Source organism: Nonomuraea sp. B1E8, from assembly GCF_039871515.1.
In the GTDB taxonomy this organism is placed as follows: domain Bacteria; phylum Actinomycetota; class Actinomycetes; order Streptosporangiales; family Streptosporangiaceae; genus Nonomuraea.
In genome coordinates, this window is sequence record NZ_JBDPLS010000006.1 from 363,912 (window position 1) to 378,491 (window position 14,580).

A 14,580-nucleotide genomic window follows, 5' to 3' on the forward strand; every position below is an offset into this window, starting at 1 on the left:
ACATGGCAACCTCCGGTCAGTGGATCGCGGGCGCGCGCCCGCGCACGCTTCCCAACGCCGTCGTGCCGGTCATGGTGGGCACCGGCGTGGCCATCGGCGAGGGCGGCTTCGTGTGGTGGCGGGCGGTCCTGGCACTGCTCGTGGCGCTCTCGCTGCAGATCGGCGTCAACTACGCCAACGACTACAGCGACGGCGTCCGCGGCACCGACGACCAGCGGGTCGGCCCGATGCGGCTGGTGGGCTCGCGGGCGGCCGCGCCGCGGCAGGTGCTGACCGCCGCGCTGGGCAGCTTCGCCGTGGCGGCGGTGCTGGGGCTCGTCCTGGTCATCGTCACGCAGGCGTGGTGGATCCTGCTGGTGGGCGCGGCGTGCATCGCGGCGGGCTGGTTCTACACCGGGGGCAAGCGCCCGTACGGCTACCGCGGCCTGGGCGAGGTCGCCGTGTTCGTGTTCTTCGGGGTGGTGCCCGTGGTCGGCACGGCCTTCGTGCAGACCGGGTCGCTCAGCTGGGCGGCGCTCGTCGCGTCGATTCCGGTGGGGCTGCTGTCGTGCTCGATGCTCGTGGTCAACAACCTGCGCGACGTCGGCACGGACGGCCAGGCGGGCAAGCGCACGCTCGCCGTGCTGCTGGGCGCCGAGCGCACCCGCGCACTCTACGTCGCCTGCCAGGTGGTGCCGTTCCTGGTGGCGCTGGCCATGATCCCGATCACGCCGTGGGCCGCGCTCGCCCTGCTCGCCGCGCCGCTGGCGGTCTCGCCGATCAGGGCGGTGCTGGGCAAGGCGGTCGGCCCTGCGCTGATCGCGGTGCTGCAGCAGACGGGGAAACTGCAGATGGCGTACGGTCTGCTCTTCGCGGTGGGGCTGGCGTCCGTCTTCTAGGGTGGCCGGGCATCTTCTAGGGTGGACGGGTGAAGGACTTCATCGCCGGTCTGCCCAAATGCGAGCTCCATCTGCACATCGAGGGCACCCTCGAGCCCGAGCTCAAGTTCGAGCTGGCCAGGCGCAACGGCCTGCGGCTGCCCTACGCGAGCGTCGAGCAGATGCGGGCCGCCTACACCTTCGACAATCTGCCGTCCTTCCTGCGGATCTACTACGAGGGCATGCGGGTGCTGCGCACCGAGCCCGACTTCTACGACCTGGCCATGGCCTACCTCCGCAAGGCCGCCGAGCAGAACGTCCGCTACGCCGAGATCTTCTTCGACCCGCAGGCCCACACCTCGCGCGGGGTGCCGTTCGACGTGGTGATCCGAGGGCTGCGGCGGGCGCTGATGGACGCGGAGGCACGGCTCGGGGTGCGGGCGCAGCTCATCATGTGCTTCCTGCGCGACTTCCAGGCCGAATACGCGATGGCCACGCTGCTGGAGTCGTTGCCGTACAAAGAGTGGATCGCCGGCGTCGGGCTCGACTCCGACGAGAAGGGCAACCCGCCGGTCAAGTTCGCGGCGGTCTATGAGCGGGCCAGGCAGGAGGGCTATCTCCTGACGATGCACTGCGACGTCGACCAGGACGACGCGGTCGAGCACATCCGCCAAGCGGTCGAGGACATCGGCGTCAACCGGCTCGACCACGGCGTCAACGTCCTGGAGGACCAGCGGCTGGTGGAGGTGGTCCTGGAGCGCGGCATGGGGCTGACCTGCTGCCCGATCTCGAACGGCTACGTCACCGACTCGATGAAGGCCGAGGGCATCCGCAAGCTGATGGACCTGGGGGTGCGGGTGACGATCAACTCCGACGACCCTGCCTATTTCGGGGCCTACGTGGGGGAGAATCTGGCCGCCCTGCAGGACGCGCTCCAGCTCACCAGGGACGAGCTGGCCCGGCTTGAGCGCGACGCGTTCGAGATCGCCTGGCTGCCGCGGCACGTCAAGGACGCCTATCTCGCCGAGGTGGACGCCTACCTCGCGCGGGGGTGACGTGTCCAGCGTTATCACAGTTGAATAACCGCGGGCATTCGGCGGCATAAAAGAGGCATGCTCTTGCTGGAGGGATGATGCCCGATTTCGCGATGCTCTCGGACGCACCGGTGGATTGGCGGGGAGATCTGCTCCAGTTTCGGCGCTACGTTAATCCGCTCGTTTCGGTCATTACCCATCCCCGCACGCAGACGCCTCTGACCATCGGCGTTTTCGGCGCGTGGGGAAGCGGGAAATCCACCCTGCTCCACATGGTCGACGAGCGGCTGCTCGATCAGCACGGCGACGCTTTCGTCCGGGTGCATTTCAACCCGTGGGTGCACCGCCGGGAGCCCGAGATGTTACGTCCGCTGCTGAACGCCCTGCACGACACGCTCAACGCCGACCCCGGCCGCCGTTTCGCCGACACTGTACGGCGGCTCGGCACGATCATGCTGAACCTCGCCGCCGACGAGGTGCTGAAGAGGGTCAACCTGGGTTCCGCGAGCGTGGAGAAGATCGGCAGGCTCGCCCAGCAGTACGCCGAGCTCCGCGGCCAGGTCGACAGCCAGACCGGCCGGCTGCGCGGGCTGCTGCAGCAGGAGGCCGACCGTCTGGCCGCAACAGGCAAGAAGATCATCTTTTTCGTGGACGACCTCGACAGGTGCGAGCCCGACCAGATCATCGACGTGCTCGAATCGATCAAGTTGTTCCTGGACCTCAGGAACGTCTTCGTGGTGATCGCGCTCGCCAAGGACGTGGTCGACCGCGGGGTGTCGGTGAAATATCAGCCATTCGGCTTCTCCGACCACGCCACCATCGCCGACGACTACCTCGACAAGATGATCCAGCTCCCGCTGCACCTCTACCCGCTCGGCCCGGCGGAGGTGGGCGCCTTCATCCGCGATTCGCTCCCCGGCGAGATGGCCGCCAGGCACGTGGAGACGCTGGAACGGATCGTCGCGCCGAACCCGCGCAAGATCAAGCGGGTGCTCAACCTGCTGCGCGTGACCGAGGCCGTCATCGACAACACCCCCGGCCTCGCCGGCCTGCACACCGACCTGGTGGTGCGGCTGGTGGTGCTGCGGGTGCAGAGCCCGGAGCTGTTCGCGGACGTGGTGCGGCAGCCGGCCCTGCTGGTCGCGCTCGAACTCGCCTACCAGGACAAACTGGTCACCGACGTGCTCCAGGGCTTCCAGGAGCGCTTCGGCGCCCAGGCCGACGAGCTGCAGCGTCTGACCCGGGCCCACCACGACGGGAACGCCCTCCTGGCGCCGTTGTTCGCCGGCTCGGCGTTCGAGGCGTCCTCCGGCGAGCTGCCCGCCTACCTGACCATGATCGGCGGATGAGATGCCGCCCGCCACCGCCCGCTACGAGCTCTACGGCCTGCAGTCCGGCAACCCGTACACCTGCCGGCCGCTCAACGCCGTCGCCGACGACGCCGACCGCGCACGCCTGCTGGAGCTGGCCGGCTTCGTGCGGCTCGCGACGATCAAGGAGGCCGTCGAGACGGGCGTCAGCGGGAATCGCCCGGTGTTCTTCCTCATCAACGGCGTGAGCAAGAGCGGCAGGACGTCCCTGGCCAACCACGTGATGAGCCTCTACAGGGACGCCGCCGGGCTCGGCGAGAGCTTCGCCACCCACTGCGCGGAGCCCGAGGAGATGACCCAGGACCCCTATCCGGTGATGTGCTCGACGCTGCTCTCCCTGCGCAACAAGATGAACGAGCAGGCGATCGCCATCCCCGAGGTGCTGCGCGAGCGCTTCACCGAGCTGGGCAGGCGGGCGCACATCGACCAGATGAACGCGTACGACCTGCAGGAGATCGCCGGGCTCACGGGCTCGACCTTCGCCGCGGCCAAGGGAGGCTTCGGCATCAGGTACGAGAGCGTCCCGACGAAGAAGCTGATCACCCTGGCCACCCAGGTGTTCGCGCACACCCGTACCGTCGTCGTGTTCACGGTCGACGACTACGACCACGCCAACACCTTTCGGCTGACCAGGGCGGAACGCGAGCGGCTGGCGCCCCACGTGTGCGTCGTGGACCTGGCCGCCCTGACCGGGGAGCAGGTGGCCCACCTGGCGCGCGACCGCTGGACGGGCCGGCCGCCCTCCCCCTTCCACGAGGAAGGTGTGAAGAGCGCCTTCAGCGGGCGCCCGTACACCATCGGCCGGGCCATGCAACATCTGGAGCTGCTGCTGGAGTTCCGGCTGCGCGAGTACGACAAGGACGACCCCTGGCCCACGGACGACCTGCACATGCCCGAGAGCTGGCTGGTGAACCGGATGTACCAGCGCGAGAGATGGAACGGGCTTGGAGGCATCGATGGCTGACTACCCCGCGCGCAACCCCTTCCCCGCCCGTGGCACTTCCAGCGCCGAGGAGACGTCCCTGCCGGGCTTCCTGAGCGACTGGGCGCGCACCACGCCCACCGCGCTCCTGCCGGGCGTGCGCGACGTCGTGCGCCAGGCCCGGGCCTACCTGACGGCGTTCGACGGCGACGGCGGCCTGTCCTGCCTGTACGGCGCCCATGGGATCGGCAAGACGCACGCCGCGCGGTCCATGATGGCGGCCGTCAACGAGGAGGCTCCCGACGCCGTTCAGCTCTACCTGAGATTCCAGGACGACGACTTCGTGGCCGCGTACCGGCGCATGGTCTCCCAGCTTCCGCTGAGCCTGCTGGCGGAGCTGAGCCTGAGCTACCTCGACACGCTCGCGGACGACCTGTCCGGCCGCGCGGTGGAGCCGGCCGCCGGGGAGTCGCGGCAGTCCGGCCCGTTCGTTCCCGATCCGGTGGAGACCGGGGAGGTGCTGGAGGAGCAGGCTAAGGAGATCGCCGCGGTGGCCGGCGACTGGCCGCAGTTCCAGCGGGCGCTGTCGTACCTGACGCGGCCCGGGTTCGCCGACGACGCCTACGACTGGTTGTGCGGGCGGCCGATCAGCCCGGAGTCCTCCAGAGCGCTCGGGGTCAGCGCCCAGATCGACGATCCCCTCACCTGCCGTTACGGCCTGCAACTGCTGACCAGGCTGGTGACCAGGGGCGGACGGCCGTTCGTGATGGTGCTCGACCAGTGCGAGAAGTTCCTGCTCGACGACGGCGACCCGGTGCCGGGGAACATCGGGATCCTGCACGGTCTGGTCGAGGCCGTCCCGCGGGCCCGCGGGATGCTCGTCCTTGTGGCGAGCGAGGCGGGCTGGGAGTGCCTGCCGCAGGATCTCCGCCAGCGGCTGGGCGCCGGCGCCTGCCACATGCTGCCGCTAACCCCTGGCGAGGCGACGCTGGTGCTGGCCACGTACATCAACGCCGCCCGGCAGTCGGACGGCGACGACATCTGGCCGTTCACCGAGGCGGGCGTGCTGGAGCTGCTGCGGCACAGCGGCGGCAACATCCGCCTGCTCCTCCAGCTGGCCTGGGCCGGCTTCGACGCCGCGGCTCCCGGGGGACTCATCGACGCCGGGCTGGTCGCGGCCGCCGCCGCCCGGCACGCGCGCGCGCCCGGTTTCGCCGCCCTGGTGACCCTTGTCGAGGGAGAGCTGCGCGCCTGCGGGATCGCCGCCGAGCGGGTCGAGGAGAACGGCACTGTCACGTCGTTCGAGCTGCCCGGTGGTTCCGTGCCGAGAGCCGTGATCAGGTTGTCCGAGGCCGTCTTCTTCGACGACGAGGCAGCCATCGCCGACGAGCTGGTCACCAGGCGCACCGGCGCTCCGGCGACGTTCACCGCGCTCCTGGTCTCGGGATACGTCAGCCCCACCGTGCTCACCGTGCTGCGCGAGGCCATGCACGTGGTCCTGGTCGCCGACGGCTCCCCCGGCTTCGTGCGCGCGCTCGACGAGCTCGTCAAGCGGCTGGCCGCCATCCCGGCCGGCTCCGGCGAGCAGCTCCCGCAGGACGAGACCCTGCGGGAGCTGCGGACGCGGATGGACGAGCTGGTCGCGGCGCGCCAGGGCGAGGTGCTGGCGCTGCAGCGCAGGCTCGACGAGGTGGCCGAGCGGCTGGAGCGCGAGCGGCAGCGGCGCCCCGACTGGCCGGCCCGCCGGGCGGAGCTGGTGGAACGCATCACCGAGGCCAGGAACGCGCGGGCCGCGGCCGACTGGCTGGAGTTCAGCAGGGCCGCCACGGTCGCCGTGCGCAGGCGGGCGAGGCTGCTCTCCCTGCTGGCTCTGGCCGTCGTCGCCGCGGCCGCTCTGTTCGCCGCGGCGACGACGGTCGGCGTGCTCCCCTTGCGGTGGGCGCTGATCGCCGGCGGCGTCGCCGCGCTCGGAGCCGCGGTCCTGCTCTGGAGGTCGCCGGCGGCATCGAACGTCCGTCACGCCGTGGCGGGCCCCGAGTCCAGGCGCGACCTCGACCGCCTGGCCCGCGAGGCGGGCACGCGCGCCGGCCCGCACGCCACAGATCCGGTCGGACGTTACGCCTACGCGCTCCGCGAGGACCCCGACGACGGTTACCAGCGGCTTGTGGAGGCCATGCTGGCCGAGCCGCTCGCGATCGTCAGGCAGGCCCTCGGGCGCCGGCTGGCCGTGTCTGAGCGCTCGCCCACCCAGTGCGTGCCGGACGTGCTGCGTGGGCTGCGCGAAGGGTGTCCGGAGATGCTGCTCCTGCTGGCACGCAGGCAGCGGCACGCCGAGTCGGAGCTGCTGCCGCGCGTGCTCCGCGATCTGCCTCCCGAACTGCGCGTCCTCGTGGCTCTGGCCAATACGGGCACACCGAAGCCGGCCGACAGCGCGATGCCCTGGCAGCCGGCCGAGCTCGCGCTGGAGGCGCTCGGCGTACGCGGGCTGCTGCACCCGATCGCCCTGGCCTTCCGCGACGGCGACGGCCGGATCATGCCGATCGAGATCCCGCCGGGTGCCCTCAGGGCCACCGCCCACCTGCTGTCGCCGCTGGAGCCCGGCGGACTCGGCACGTACGACTGGCTGCCGCTCATCGCGGAAATCGATGAGCTCTTCCTGTTTTTTGAGGAGTTGCTCTATTATCAAGAAGAAAAGCGCCTAAATCGCCATAAATCTTGACGTGCCGTTCGAGTCATGAGACATAAGGACCGGGGTCCAACGCAGCACTCCGCCATGAACCACGGCCAGTTGGGGCGCGAGAGCGAAGAGGTATCCGTTGTCAGGAAACCCTGCATCGAGACCACTGCTCACCCTGGGGTTCCCGGAATTCCTCGACGTCGAGGCACTGCTGGCGACCGGATGGAAACCGCTCGCCTTTCAGCAGTTCATCGTGAAAATCCACAGCCGCTGCGACCTGTCCTGCCGCCACTGCTACGTGTACGAGATGGCCGACCAGGGCTGGCGCGACCAGCCGCGCAGGATGTCCGACGCCATCGCCGACCGTACGATCGAACGGATCGCCGAACACGCCACCCACCACGACCTGCCGGAGATCGACGTCATCCTGCACGGCGGCGAACCGCTGCTCGCCGGCCCCGCGCTCATCACCCGGCTGGTCGAAGGCGTGCGCGGCGCGGTCGACACGGGCACCAGGGTCAACGTCAACGTCCAGACCAACGGGGTGCGGCTCGACGAGCCGTACCTGCGGCTGTTCGAGTCGCTGGAGGTGCGTGTCGGGGTGAGCCTGGACGGCGACGCCGAAGGACAGGACCGCCACCGCCGCTTCGCCGACGGCCGCGGCAGCCATGCCCAGGTCAGCGAGTCGTTGTGGCGACTGACCGCCGGGCCCTACCACCACCTGTTCAGCGGCATCCTGTGCACGATCGACGTCCGCAACGATCCGTTGCGGACGTACGAGGCGCTGCTGGAGTACGACCCGCCGGCCGTCGACTTCCTGCTGCCGCACGGCAACTGGGCCGCGCCGCCGCCCTTCCGCCAGCCCGGCTCGCCGGCCACGCCGTACGCCGACTGGCTGATCCCCATCTTCGACCGCTGGTACGAGAGCCCGGTCCTGCACACCGAGGTCCGGCTCTTCCGGGAGATCATGCGCCTGGTCATGGGCGGCTCCTCCCGGGCGGAACGCGTCGGGCTGTCGCCCGTCCGCATGGTCGTGATCGAGACCAACGGCGGCATCGAGCAGTCCGACATCCTGAAGAGCGCTTATCACGGCGCGACCGGAACCCGGCTCCACGTGCTCAGCGACTCCCTCGACAGGGCGTTACGGCACCCCGCGATCGTCGCCAGGCAGATCGGCGAGCAGGCGCTCTCCGCCGCGTGCCACCGCTGTGATCTCATGTCCGTCTGCGGGGGCGGCCACTACGCCCACCGCTACCATCCGGTCACCGGCTTCGCAGAGCCGTCCGTCTACTGTCCCGACCTGTACCGGCTGATCACCCACATCGCGACGCGCTGCGAGCGTGATGTGGCACGGCTGCGGGGAGCCGGATGAGCGCCGTCCACCACGTGTCCGGCGCGGCGTTCGCCGCGCTGGCCGCGGGTGAGGGAGGGGCGCAGGCCGTGGGAGAGTTGTGCGCCGCCCAGGCGAGCAAACACCGGCTCCTCGTACGCCTGCTCGTGGCAGAGGCACGCCAGGCGGGACACCCGCACGCCGCCCTCGTGTCCCGCGCCTACGAGACCCTGTCCGAGGTGGAGACCGCCTTCCCTGCGGAGGTGGGCCGCTGCCTGCGCCATCCGGCGGTGGGCGCCTGGGCGCTGCGCACCTGCCGGGAGTTGCCCGCCGGCGGCGGCGAGCCGGGGCGGCTCGCAGCGGTCGCGCTGGCCGCGGCGATCCGCACCCGCAGCGCCTGCCACCTGGAGGTGCCGGTGCGCGGCGGCGAGCTCATGCTGCCCTCGCTCGGGCTGCTGGCGCTGTCCGGCGACCTGCCCGAGGTGGTCCAGGCGACCATCGAACCCACGCAGGACGGGGCGGAGCTGCACGCCGGCGGTCGCGCGCACCGGGTGAGCCTCTCGGACGACGGGCCAGGCTGGCAGCTCCTGCATCACGTCCGCGTCTCACCGGACGTGCGCATGACCATCGACGACCTCGACCCCTACCGCTGGCCGGGCGACGACGTCGGCGACCGCCTGACCGGCGAGCGGCGGCAACGATGGGCGGCCTCCCTGCGCGAGGCCTGGCAGGTGCTGCTGACCCGCCACCCAGCGGTGGCCGGTGAGCTCGCGACGGCGATCTCGGTGCTCACGCCCGTGGTCACCACGTCGCTCGAACAGCACAGCGCCTCCGCGCGGGACACGTTCGGCACGATCGCGCTGTCCGACCCGATCGACGGGATGGGCATGGCCCTCACCCTGACGCACGAGCTCCAGCACGCCAAGCTGAACGCCCTGAGCGAGGTGGTGGAGCTGGTCGCCCCCGACGACGGCCGCCGCTTCTACGCGCCGTGGCGTCCCGACCCTCGCCCGGTCTTCGGGCTGCTGCACGGCGCGTACGCGCACGCGGGCGTCGCGGGATTCTGGCGGCGGCACACCGGCGACCCGGAGCACGCCCAGCGGGCGCAGGTGGAGTTCGCCCGCTGGCGCGAGGCCGCGTACCAGGTCACCGGCACCCTGCTCGGCAGCGGCGCGCTGACGGAGGCCGGCACCCACCTGGTCACCACGCTGCGCGACACGCTCGCCCGCTGGCTGGCCGAGCCGGTCACGCCGGCCGCGGCCGTAAAGGCCCGGCTGCGGTCCGACGAGCACAGAGCGGCCTGGGCCGACACCCCCACGTGACGCGGGCCGGCATCAGATGGGCGGCGGGTCGAAGTCGCTGTTGAGCCGCTCACCCGCGAGAACGGCGAGGGTCTCCGGGTGGTCACGCCCCATGACCGCGCCCAGCCGCTGCATGGTCTCCGTCAGCAGCCGCTCCGACTCTCTCTTCATCCCCGTCGCCTGCAGGTCCTGGGCCAGGTTGGCGGCGCAGACGAGACTGAGGTAGTGGTCCGGGTTGAAGCGGGTCTGGATCAGCCGGTGGTTCTCCTCGCCCAGCAGGCGGGCCTGCTCGTGCAGGCCCAGCGCGGCCAGGTCGTTCTGCAGGTTGATGGCGCACGTCACGGAATAGTCGTGATCCCGGCCGATCCGCTCGGAGAGAGCGGCCAAGGACCGCTCATCGAGCTCCCGCGCCGCGGCGGCCTCGCCGTCCAGGCGCATGAGCAGCGCCAGATTGACCTGGGCCGCATGGGTGAACGGGTGATCGTCGCCGAACACCCCGGGGTAGTGCGGAAGCGCGCGCTGCGCCGTCTCCCTCGCCTCTCCGAGCTCACCGGCCGCCCGCAGCGCGTTGGACAGGGCGATGGCCGCCGCCATCGTGTCGGCGTTGCCGTCTCCGTACAGCCGGACCAGGCGCGTGTGGGTGTCGCGCATCAGTTCCAGGGCCTCGGTCAGCCGCCCGCTCCTGCGCAGCGAGATGGCGAAGTCCTTCGCCGCCCGCAGGGTGATGGGATGGTCGTCTCCCAGATGTGACACCCCGTACGTGTACGCTTCCTCGGCCATGTCGGTCGCGATCTGGAACTTGCCGCTGAGCCGCACGGACCGGCTCAGATTGGTCCACGTCAGGAGCAGAACGCGCCGGCCGACTCCCTCCGTGACGCTTCTGTGCAGGTAGACCTCCTGGAAGATCTGCTGCGCCTCGGTGTAGTCGCTGGTGAGGGCGAAGTCGAGAGCGAGGTTGTTGCGCGCTCGGAAGGTGTTGTTGTCGGTCTCGCCGTGCAGCCTCCTGTAGCCCTCGTAGACCTCCCCGTCGAGCTCCCGGGCACGAAGGAAGTTGCCGCGGCCACGCAGCGCCCCGGCGTAGCTGTTCTTGCCCCACAACGTCTCCGGGTGCTCGGGACCGAGAGCGTCGATCATCTGGTCGACGGTCTCCTCCATGAGCCGGTCAGCGCTGCCGTACATGGTCAGGGCCAGCTGAACGAGACCCAGGTGAATGCGGGCCACCAGCACGTCGGCATGCCGTTCGCCGCTCGCCTCCGCCCATCGCTGGATGTACTGGTTCAGCAGCGCCTGCGCCTGCCGGTAGCTGCCGCGCACGTACAGGTACCGTACGAGGTTCAGGGCGAACCTGCGCGAGACCGGCGCCTTGCAGTCGATCAGGCCCGACGGCTCCAGGTGGGCGGCGAGCTCGTCGAACTGGGACCACTTGGTCGTGTCGTCAGGGTCGCTGGGCGCGCTGCCCGCCAGGAGAAGGTGCACTTCGTGGCGGAGCTCCGTGCGGTCCTTCTCACTGGTCTCATCGCGTAGCAGCGCCTGGTTGAGCCGGTGCACCTGGAGCGTGCGCGCGGACGGCTCGACCTTGACCAGCGCCAGGCGTTCCAGGTTGCTCAGGGCGTTGGTCAGTTCGATCGGGTCGGACAGGATGGGCATGAGACGGGGGCCGACCGCTCGGTTGCCGCGACGGAAGACGTCCCTCGGGATGGGCTCGGGGCCGAAGAACGCGCAACAGCGCAGCACCTCGACCGCGGCGGGGACCCGATCTTCCAGTTGGGCGACGGAAAGTTGCCACGCGGCGGTCATGGACTGCGGATAGGTCGGAGCCTTCTCGAGGCTGAGCAGGCGGCTCGTCTGCTCGTCCAGCAGCGAGACGTATTCCTCGACCGACATCAAGGTCCTGGCCAGCAGGGCGCTGGCCTGCTCCAGCGCGAGCGGCAGGTCCCCGAGCTTGTCGGCCAGGAGGTCCGCCTCCGGCTGAGCGATCGCATCGCCCAGCCGCTTCGCGAGGAAGGCGATGCTCTCCTCACGCCTGAAGACGTCGACCTCGATGGTGGGCTCATGGTCACTCCACCGTGAGTTCCGCGACGTGATGAGGACGTGCCCGGGGCCTCGGGGAATGAAGTCCTTGATGTATTCCGGCTCTTCGGCGTTGTCGAAGATCAGGAGCCAGCGCCTGTAAGGCGCCCCGCTCTCGAGCGTGCGCAACACGGACTGCGTGGCCTGCTCCACCCCGGTGCTGGTCGCCGACGGCAATCCCAGGGCCTGAGCCATTCCCGCCAGCACCGACGGAACGAGCAACGGCTGATCGGCGGAGACCCACCAGACCAGGTCGTAGTGATCGCGATATTGCCACGCGTATTCGATCGCCAGCTGGGTCTTACCGACGCCTCCGAGACCCTGCAGCGCCTGGGGCTGGGCCACGACCGCGGTCACGGTGTTGATGCTCTTCCTGAGGGCCGTCAGCAGGTCCGCGCGGCCGGTGAAGTTGGGATTGCGCTTCGGCACCCTTTCCCAGATCTTCTGTGCAGGCGCCATGGGCTGCGAATGCTCCGCCATGTCGATCCTCCGCTTCACGCCCGAAGAGCCGGTAACCGTAGGCTCATCCTAGAGGTTGATAAGTCGAGCCGCTTATCACAGAATCATAATAAGGAACTTGTCTGAACGTGCTGCGAGACCGGCCGGGCGGGCGACTGATAAGTGCTCGCAAGTTGTTTGATATTCGGGTGGCCAAAATGGACGGAGTACGTATGCGTGACGGACAGTACACATCCCGCAGCCTGATCGACGTGTCCGACATCCCGCTGAGCAGCCTGGGCGAGATGGAGAGCGCCGCGCTCCGGGCAGCGGTGATTTCCTGCCTGAACGACGACAAGGAGCAACTGGCGAGGTTCGACAGTTCCATCTGAAACATTTCTTCGCTCCTGCCGCAGTCGAACACGAGGGCCCGCGCTTCTCGCGGGGAGGACGGGTCAGTCATTGCGGACAGGTGCGCGCGGCCACCGCGTGCGCGAAGATGTGTGCCATCTTTCGCCACGGAGGAATGTGCGGTGAAACGCGGCTGCGGATGGGATCGACATGGTTATTGCCGGCACAGACTCACAGCTGACGCCCTATAAGGGCTTACGTGCCTTCCGCGCCGAGGATCATCACCGGTTCTTCGGGCGTGACGCGGAATCCCATCAGATGTGCGAGCTCTGGCGGACACAGCGGCTGAGCGTCCTTTACGGCCCGTCGGGGATCGGGAAAACCTCGCTGATTCTGGCGGGAGTGATGCCTCTCCTCAGCCCGAACAGGATCGACGTCCTCCCCCTCGGGCGGGTGTCCTACGGGTCCTCTTTCCCGCGGGCCGCGTTGCCTCCCCATAATCCGTACGTCCTCGCCCTGTTGTTGTCCTGGTCCCCTCTGGCTCCCCCCACCCGGCTCGCCGGCATGACGATTTCGGCGTTCCTGCGCAACCGGCCCGTCAAGCGGGACGCGTATGGAGATCCGACGCTGACCCTGATGGCCATCGACCAGGTCGAGGAGCTCTTCTCCGGCGGCCGGCGACATCAGCGCGACCGTGACTGGTTCTTCGGCCAGCTCGCGGAGGCTCTGCGCCAGGATCCGCGCCTCCACCTGCTGCTGTCGATCCGCGCCGATCGGCTGGCGGAACTGCGGAAGTACGAGCCGGAGCTGACCCGCGCCGCCCCTGCCGCGGACGGCTCCGCCCCGGAACGTCTCGCTCTCGAGGCGTTGAGCTTCGACTCCGCGCTGGAGGCGGCGCGCCGGCCGGTCCAGGGCACGGGACGCGCGTTCTCGGAAGGCGCGGCCGAACGGCTGGTACGCGACCTCGTCACGGTCAGGACCCGCTCCAGCAGCCGCCCGCAGTCAGAGGGCGCCGACCCGGCCCAGCTCCAGGTGGTCTGCGAGGCGCTGTGGAACACGCTGCCCGCGGAGATCACCGAGATCTCGAAGGGCGACGTGCTCGGACACGTTGAGAGGACCCTGTCGCGGCACTACGCCGGAGAGCTCCGGCAGATCGCCTCCGACCGGTTCAGCGGCGATGACCCTCGGCTGAGGACGTGGTTGCGGCTGACCTTCCTCGATCCGGCAGGAGGCAGCAGAACGGTCAGGCAGGGCGCGATCAGGACAGCGGGGATCGGCAGGACCGTGATCGCCCTGCTGGTGAAGCGGCGCATCCTCCAGGCGGACCAGGCCAAGGGCGAACGGCTGTACCAGCTCGCGTACGACCGTATGCTCCAGCCCGTCGAGCGGGACGACCTGACACCGCACCTCTACGCGGCGCAGCCGGGACCCGCGGAGCTCCTCTGCGAGGCGGAGAGCGCGGTGCGCGAGGGCGATCTCCTGCTGGCGGCCGGACTCTGCGAGGATGCGCTGGCCGGGTCCGTCGACGGCGACCTCCGGCTGCGGGCCCGGGCCGAGTCGCTGCTCGGCAATATCGCGTACGAGCGGGGGGATCTCGAGGGCGCGATCCTCCACTACAGCGATGCCGCCAAAAGCTTCGAGACCGCCGGAGCGGTGACCGCTGTCGGGCCGTTTCTCACCGCCATCGGGCGGCTCCGGCTGGCGCAGGGGTCACCCGAGATCGCTGTACGCGAGTTGCACGCGGCGGTGGTCCGGGTGCCCGGGGATCTCACGATCCAGACGGAGCTGGCGTGGGCGCTGTGGCATGGCGGCCATCCGGGCGCGGCCGTAAGCGTACTCGACAGCGTTCTCGACAGGGAGGGCAACAACATCGACGCGCTGCTCAGCCGCGGGCAGATCCTGGCCGGCATGGGACGCCCCCATGCCGCGCTGCAGGACCTCGAACGGGCGAGGCCGCTGCGATGGCCGTTCGCCAAGGTCGCGCACGCGCTCGCGCTCGCGCAGACCGACAGCATCAAGGAGGCCCAGCAGGAGATGGTCGAAGCTCTGGCGGAAGAGGACATGGAGCACGGTCCGCTGCTGTTGTACGCCGCGAGGGTCGAACAACTCGCGGGCGAGAGCTCCTCGGCGGTCGACCTGGCCCAACGGGCGATCTCCGCGAAGGCCCCCGCTCTTCCGCAGCACATGGCCCAGGACGCCAGGCGGCTGGTCGATGCCGCTCCCTGATCCG

10 protein-coding genes are annotated in these 14,580 nt (G+C 69.7%); 9 read left to right on the top strand and 1 reads right to left on the bottom strand.

What is annotated here, in order from left to right; genetic code table 11:
- The first annotated feature begins 2 nt into the window (after window positions 1–2).
- From ABGA98_RS22340 to ABGA98_RS22370, 7 genes are all read left to right on the top strand, one after another.
- Entirely contained in the window at window positions 3–878 is an 876-nt protein-coding gene (locus ABGA98_RS22340; protein ID WP_347620301.1) for a 1,4-dihydroxy-2-naphthoate polyprenyltransferase, read from the top strand.
- Between the two features lie 29 nt (window positions 879–907).
- Window positions 908–1,912, top strand: coding sequence for an adenosine deaminase (locus ABGA98_RS22345; protein ID WP_347620302.1), 1,005 nt, complete (start codon window positions 908–910; stop codon window positions 1,910–1,912).
- Between the two features lie 92 nt (window positions 1,913–2,004).
- A complete protein-coding gene (locus ABGA98_RS22350; protein ID WP_347620464.1) occupies window positions 2,005–3,240 on the top strand; it encodes a P-loop NTPase fold protein in 1,236 nt (411 codons plus the stop codon).
- Window position 3,241: 1 nt separating this feature from the next.
- A complete protein-coding gene (locus ABGA98_RS22355) occupies window positions 3,242–4,225 on the top strand; it encodes a hypothetical protein (protein ID WP_347620303.1) in 984 nt (327 codons plus the stop codon).
- Window positions 4,218–6,902 carry a hypothetical protein gene (locus ABGA98_RS22360; RefSeq protein WP_347620304.1) on the top strand — a complete coding sequence of 895 codons (2,685 nt, stop codon included), beginning with the start codon at window positions 4,218–4,220 and terminating at the stop codon, window positions 6,900–6,902. Before ABGA98_RS22355 ends, ABGA98_RS22360 begins: the two co-directional genes overlap by 8 nt.
- A 97-nt stretch (window positions 6,903–6,999) precedes the next feature.
- Window positions 7,000–8,232 (top strand): FxsB family cyclophane-forming radical SAM/SPASM peptide maturase, encoded by a 1,233-nt coding sequence (locus ABGA98_RS22365; protein ID WP_347620305.1) that lies wholly within the window; start codon window positions 7,000–7,002, stop codon window positions 8,230–8,232.
- Window positions 8,229–9,512 carry an HEXXH motif domain-containing protein gene (locus ABGA98_RS22370; RefSeq protein WP_347620306.1) on the top strand — a complete coding sequence of 428 codons (1,284 nt, stop codon included), beginning with the start codon at window positions 8,229–8,231 and terminating at the stop codon, window positions 9,510–9,512. Before ABGA98_RS22365 ends, ABGA98_RS22370 begins: the two co-directional genes overlap by 4 nt.
- A 12-nt stretch (window positions 9,513–9,524) precedes the next feature.
- Here ABGA98_RS22370 and fxsT read toward each other — a convergent pair whose 3' ends face one another.
- Window positions 9,525–12,041: an FxSxx-COOH system tetratricopeptide repeat protein gene (gene fxsT / locus ABGA98_RS22375; RefSeq protein WP_347620307.1), complete on the bottom strand. Its 2,517-nt coding sequence runs from the start codon at window positions 12,039–12,041 to the stop codon at window positions 9,525–9,527.
- A 191-nt stretch (window positions 12,042–12,232) separates the two neighbouring features.
- On the opposite strand from fxsT, the gene ABGA98_RS22380 reads away from it, so the two are divergent.
- Both ABGA98_RS22380 and ABGA98_RS22385 read left to right on the top strand, forming a co-directional pair.
- Window positions 12,233–12,391, top strand: a complete 159-nt coding sequence (locus ABGA98_RS22380) for a hypothetical protein (RefSeq protein WP_347620308.1) — start codon at window positions 12,233–12,235, stop codon at window positions 12,389–12,391.
- 169 nt (window positions 12,392–12,560) lie between these two features.
- On the top strand, window positions 12,561–14,576 hold the full coding sequence (locus ABGA98_RS22385; RefSeq protein WP_347620309.1) for a hypothetical protein: 2,016 nt from the start codon (window positions 12,561–12,563) through the stop codon (window positions 14,574–14,576).
- The last annotated feature ends 4 nt before the right edge of the window (window positions 14,577–14,580 follow it).

Coding starts and splice junctions, on each gene's coding strand:
- ABGA98_RS22380 (WP_347620308.1), top strand. CDS start 12,233: ATGCGTGACGGACAGTACACATCCCGCAGCCTGATCGACGTGTCCGAC.
- ABGA98_RS22385 (WP_347620309.1), top strand. CDS start 12,561: ATGGTTATTGCCGGCACAGACTCACAGCTGACGCCCTATAAGGGCTTA.
- ABGA98_RS22340 (WP_347620301.1), top strand. CDS start 3: ATGGCAACCTCCGGTCAGTGGATCGCGGGCGCGCGCCCGCGCACGCTT.
- fxsT (WP_347620307.1), bottom strand. CDS start 12,041: ATGGCGGAGCATTCGCAGCCCATGGCGCCTGCACAGAAGATCTGGGAA.
- ABGA98_RS22355 (WP_347620303.1), top strand. CDS start 3,242: ATGCCGCCCGCCACCGCCCGCTACGAGCTCTACGGCCTGCAGTCCGGC.
- ABGA98_RS22350 (WP_347620464.1), top strand. CDS start 2,005: ATGCTCTCGGACGCACCGGTGGATTGGCGGGGAGATCTGCTCCAGTTT.
- ABGA98_RS22360 (WP_347620304.1), top strand. CDS start 4,218: ATGGCTGACTACCCCGCGCGCAACCCCTTCCCCGCCCGTGGCACTTCC.
- ABGA98_RS22370 (WP_347620306.1), top strand. CDS start 8,229: ATGAGCGCCGTCCACCACGTGTCCGGCGCGGCGTTCGCCGCGCTGGCC.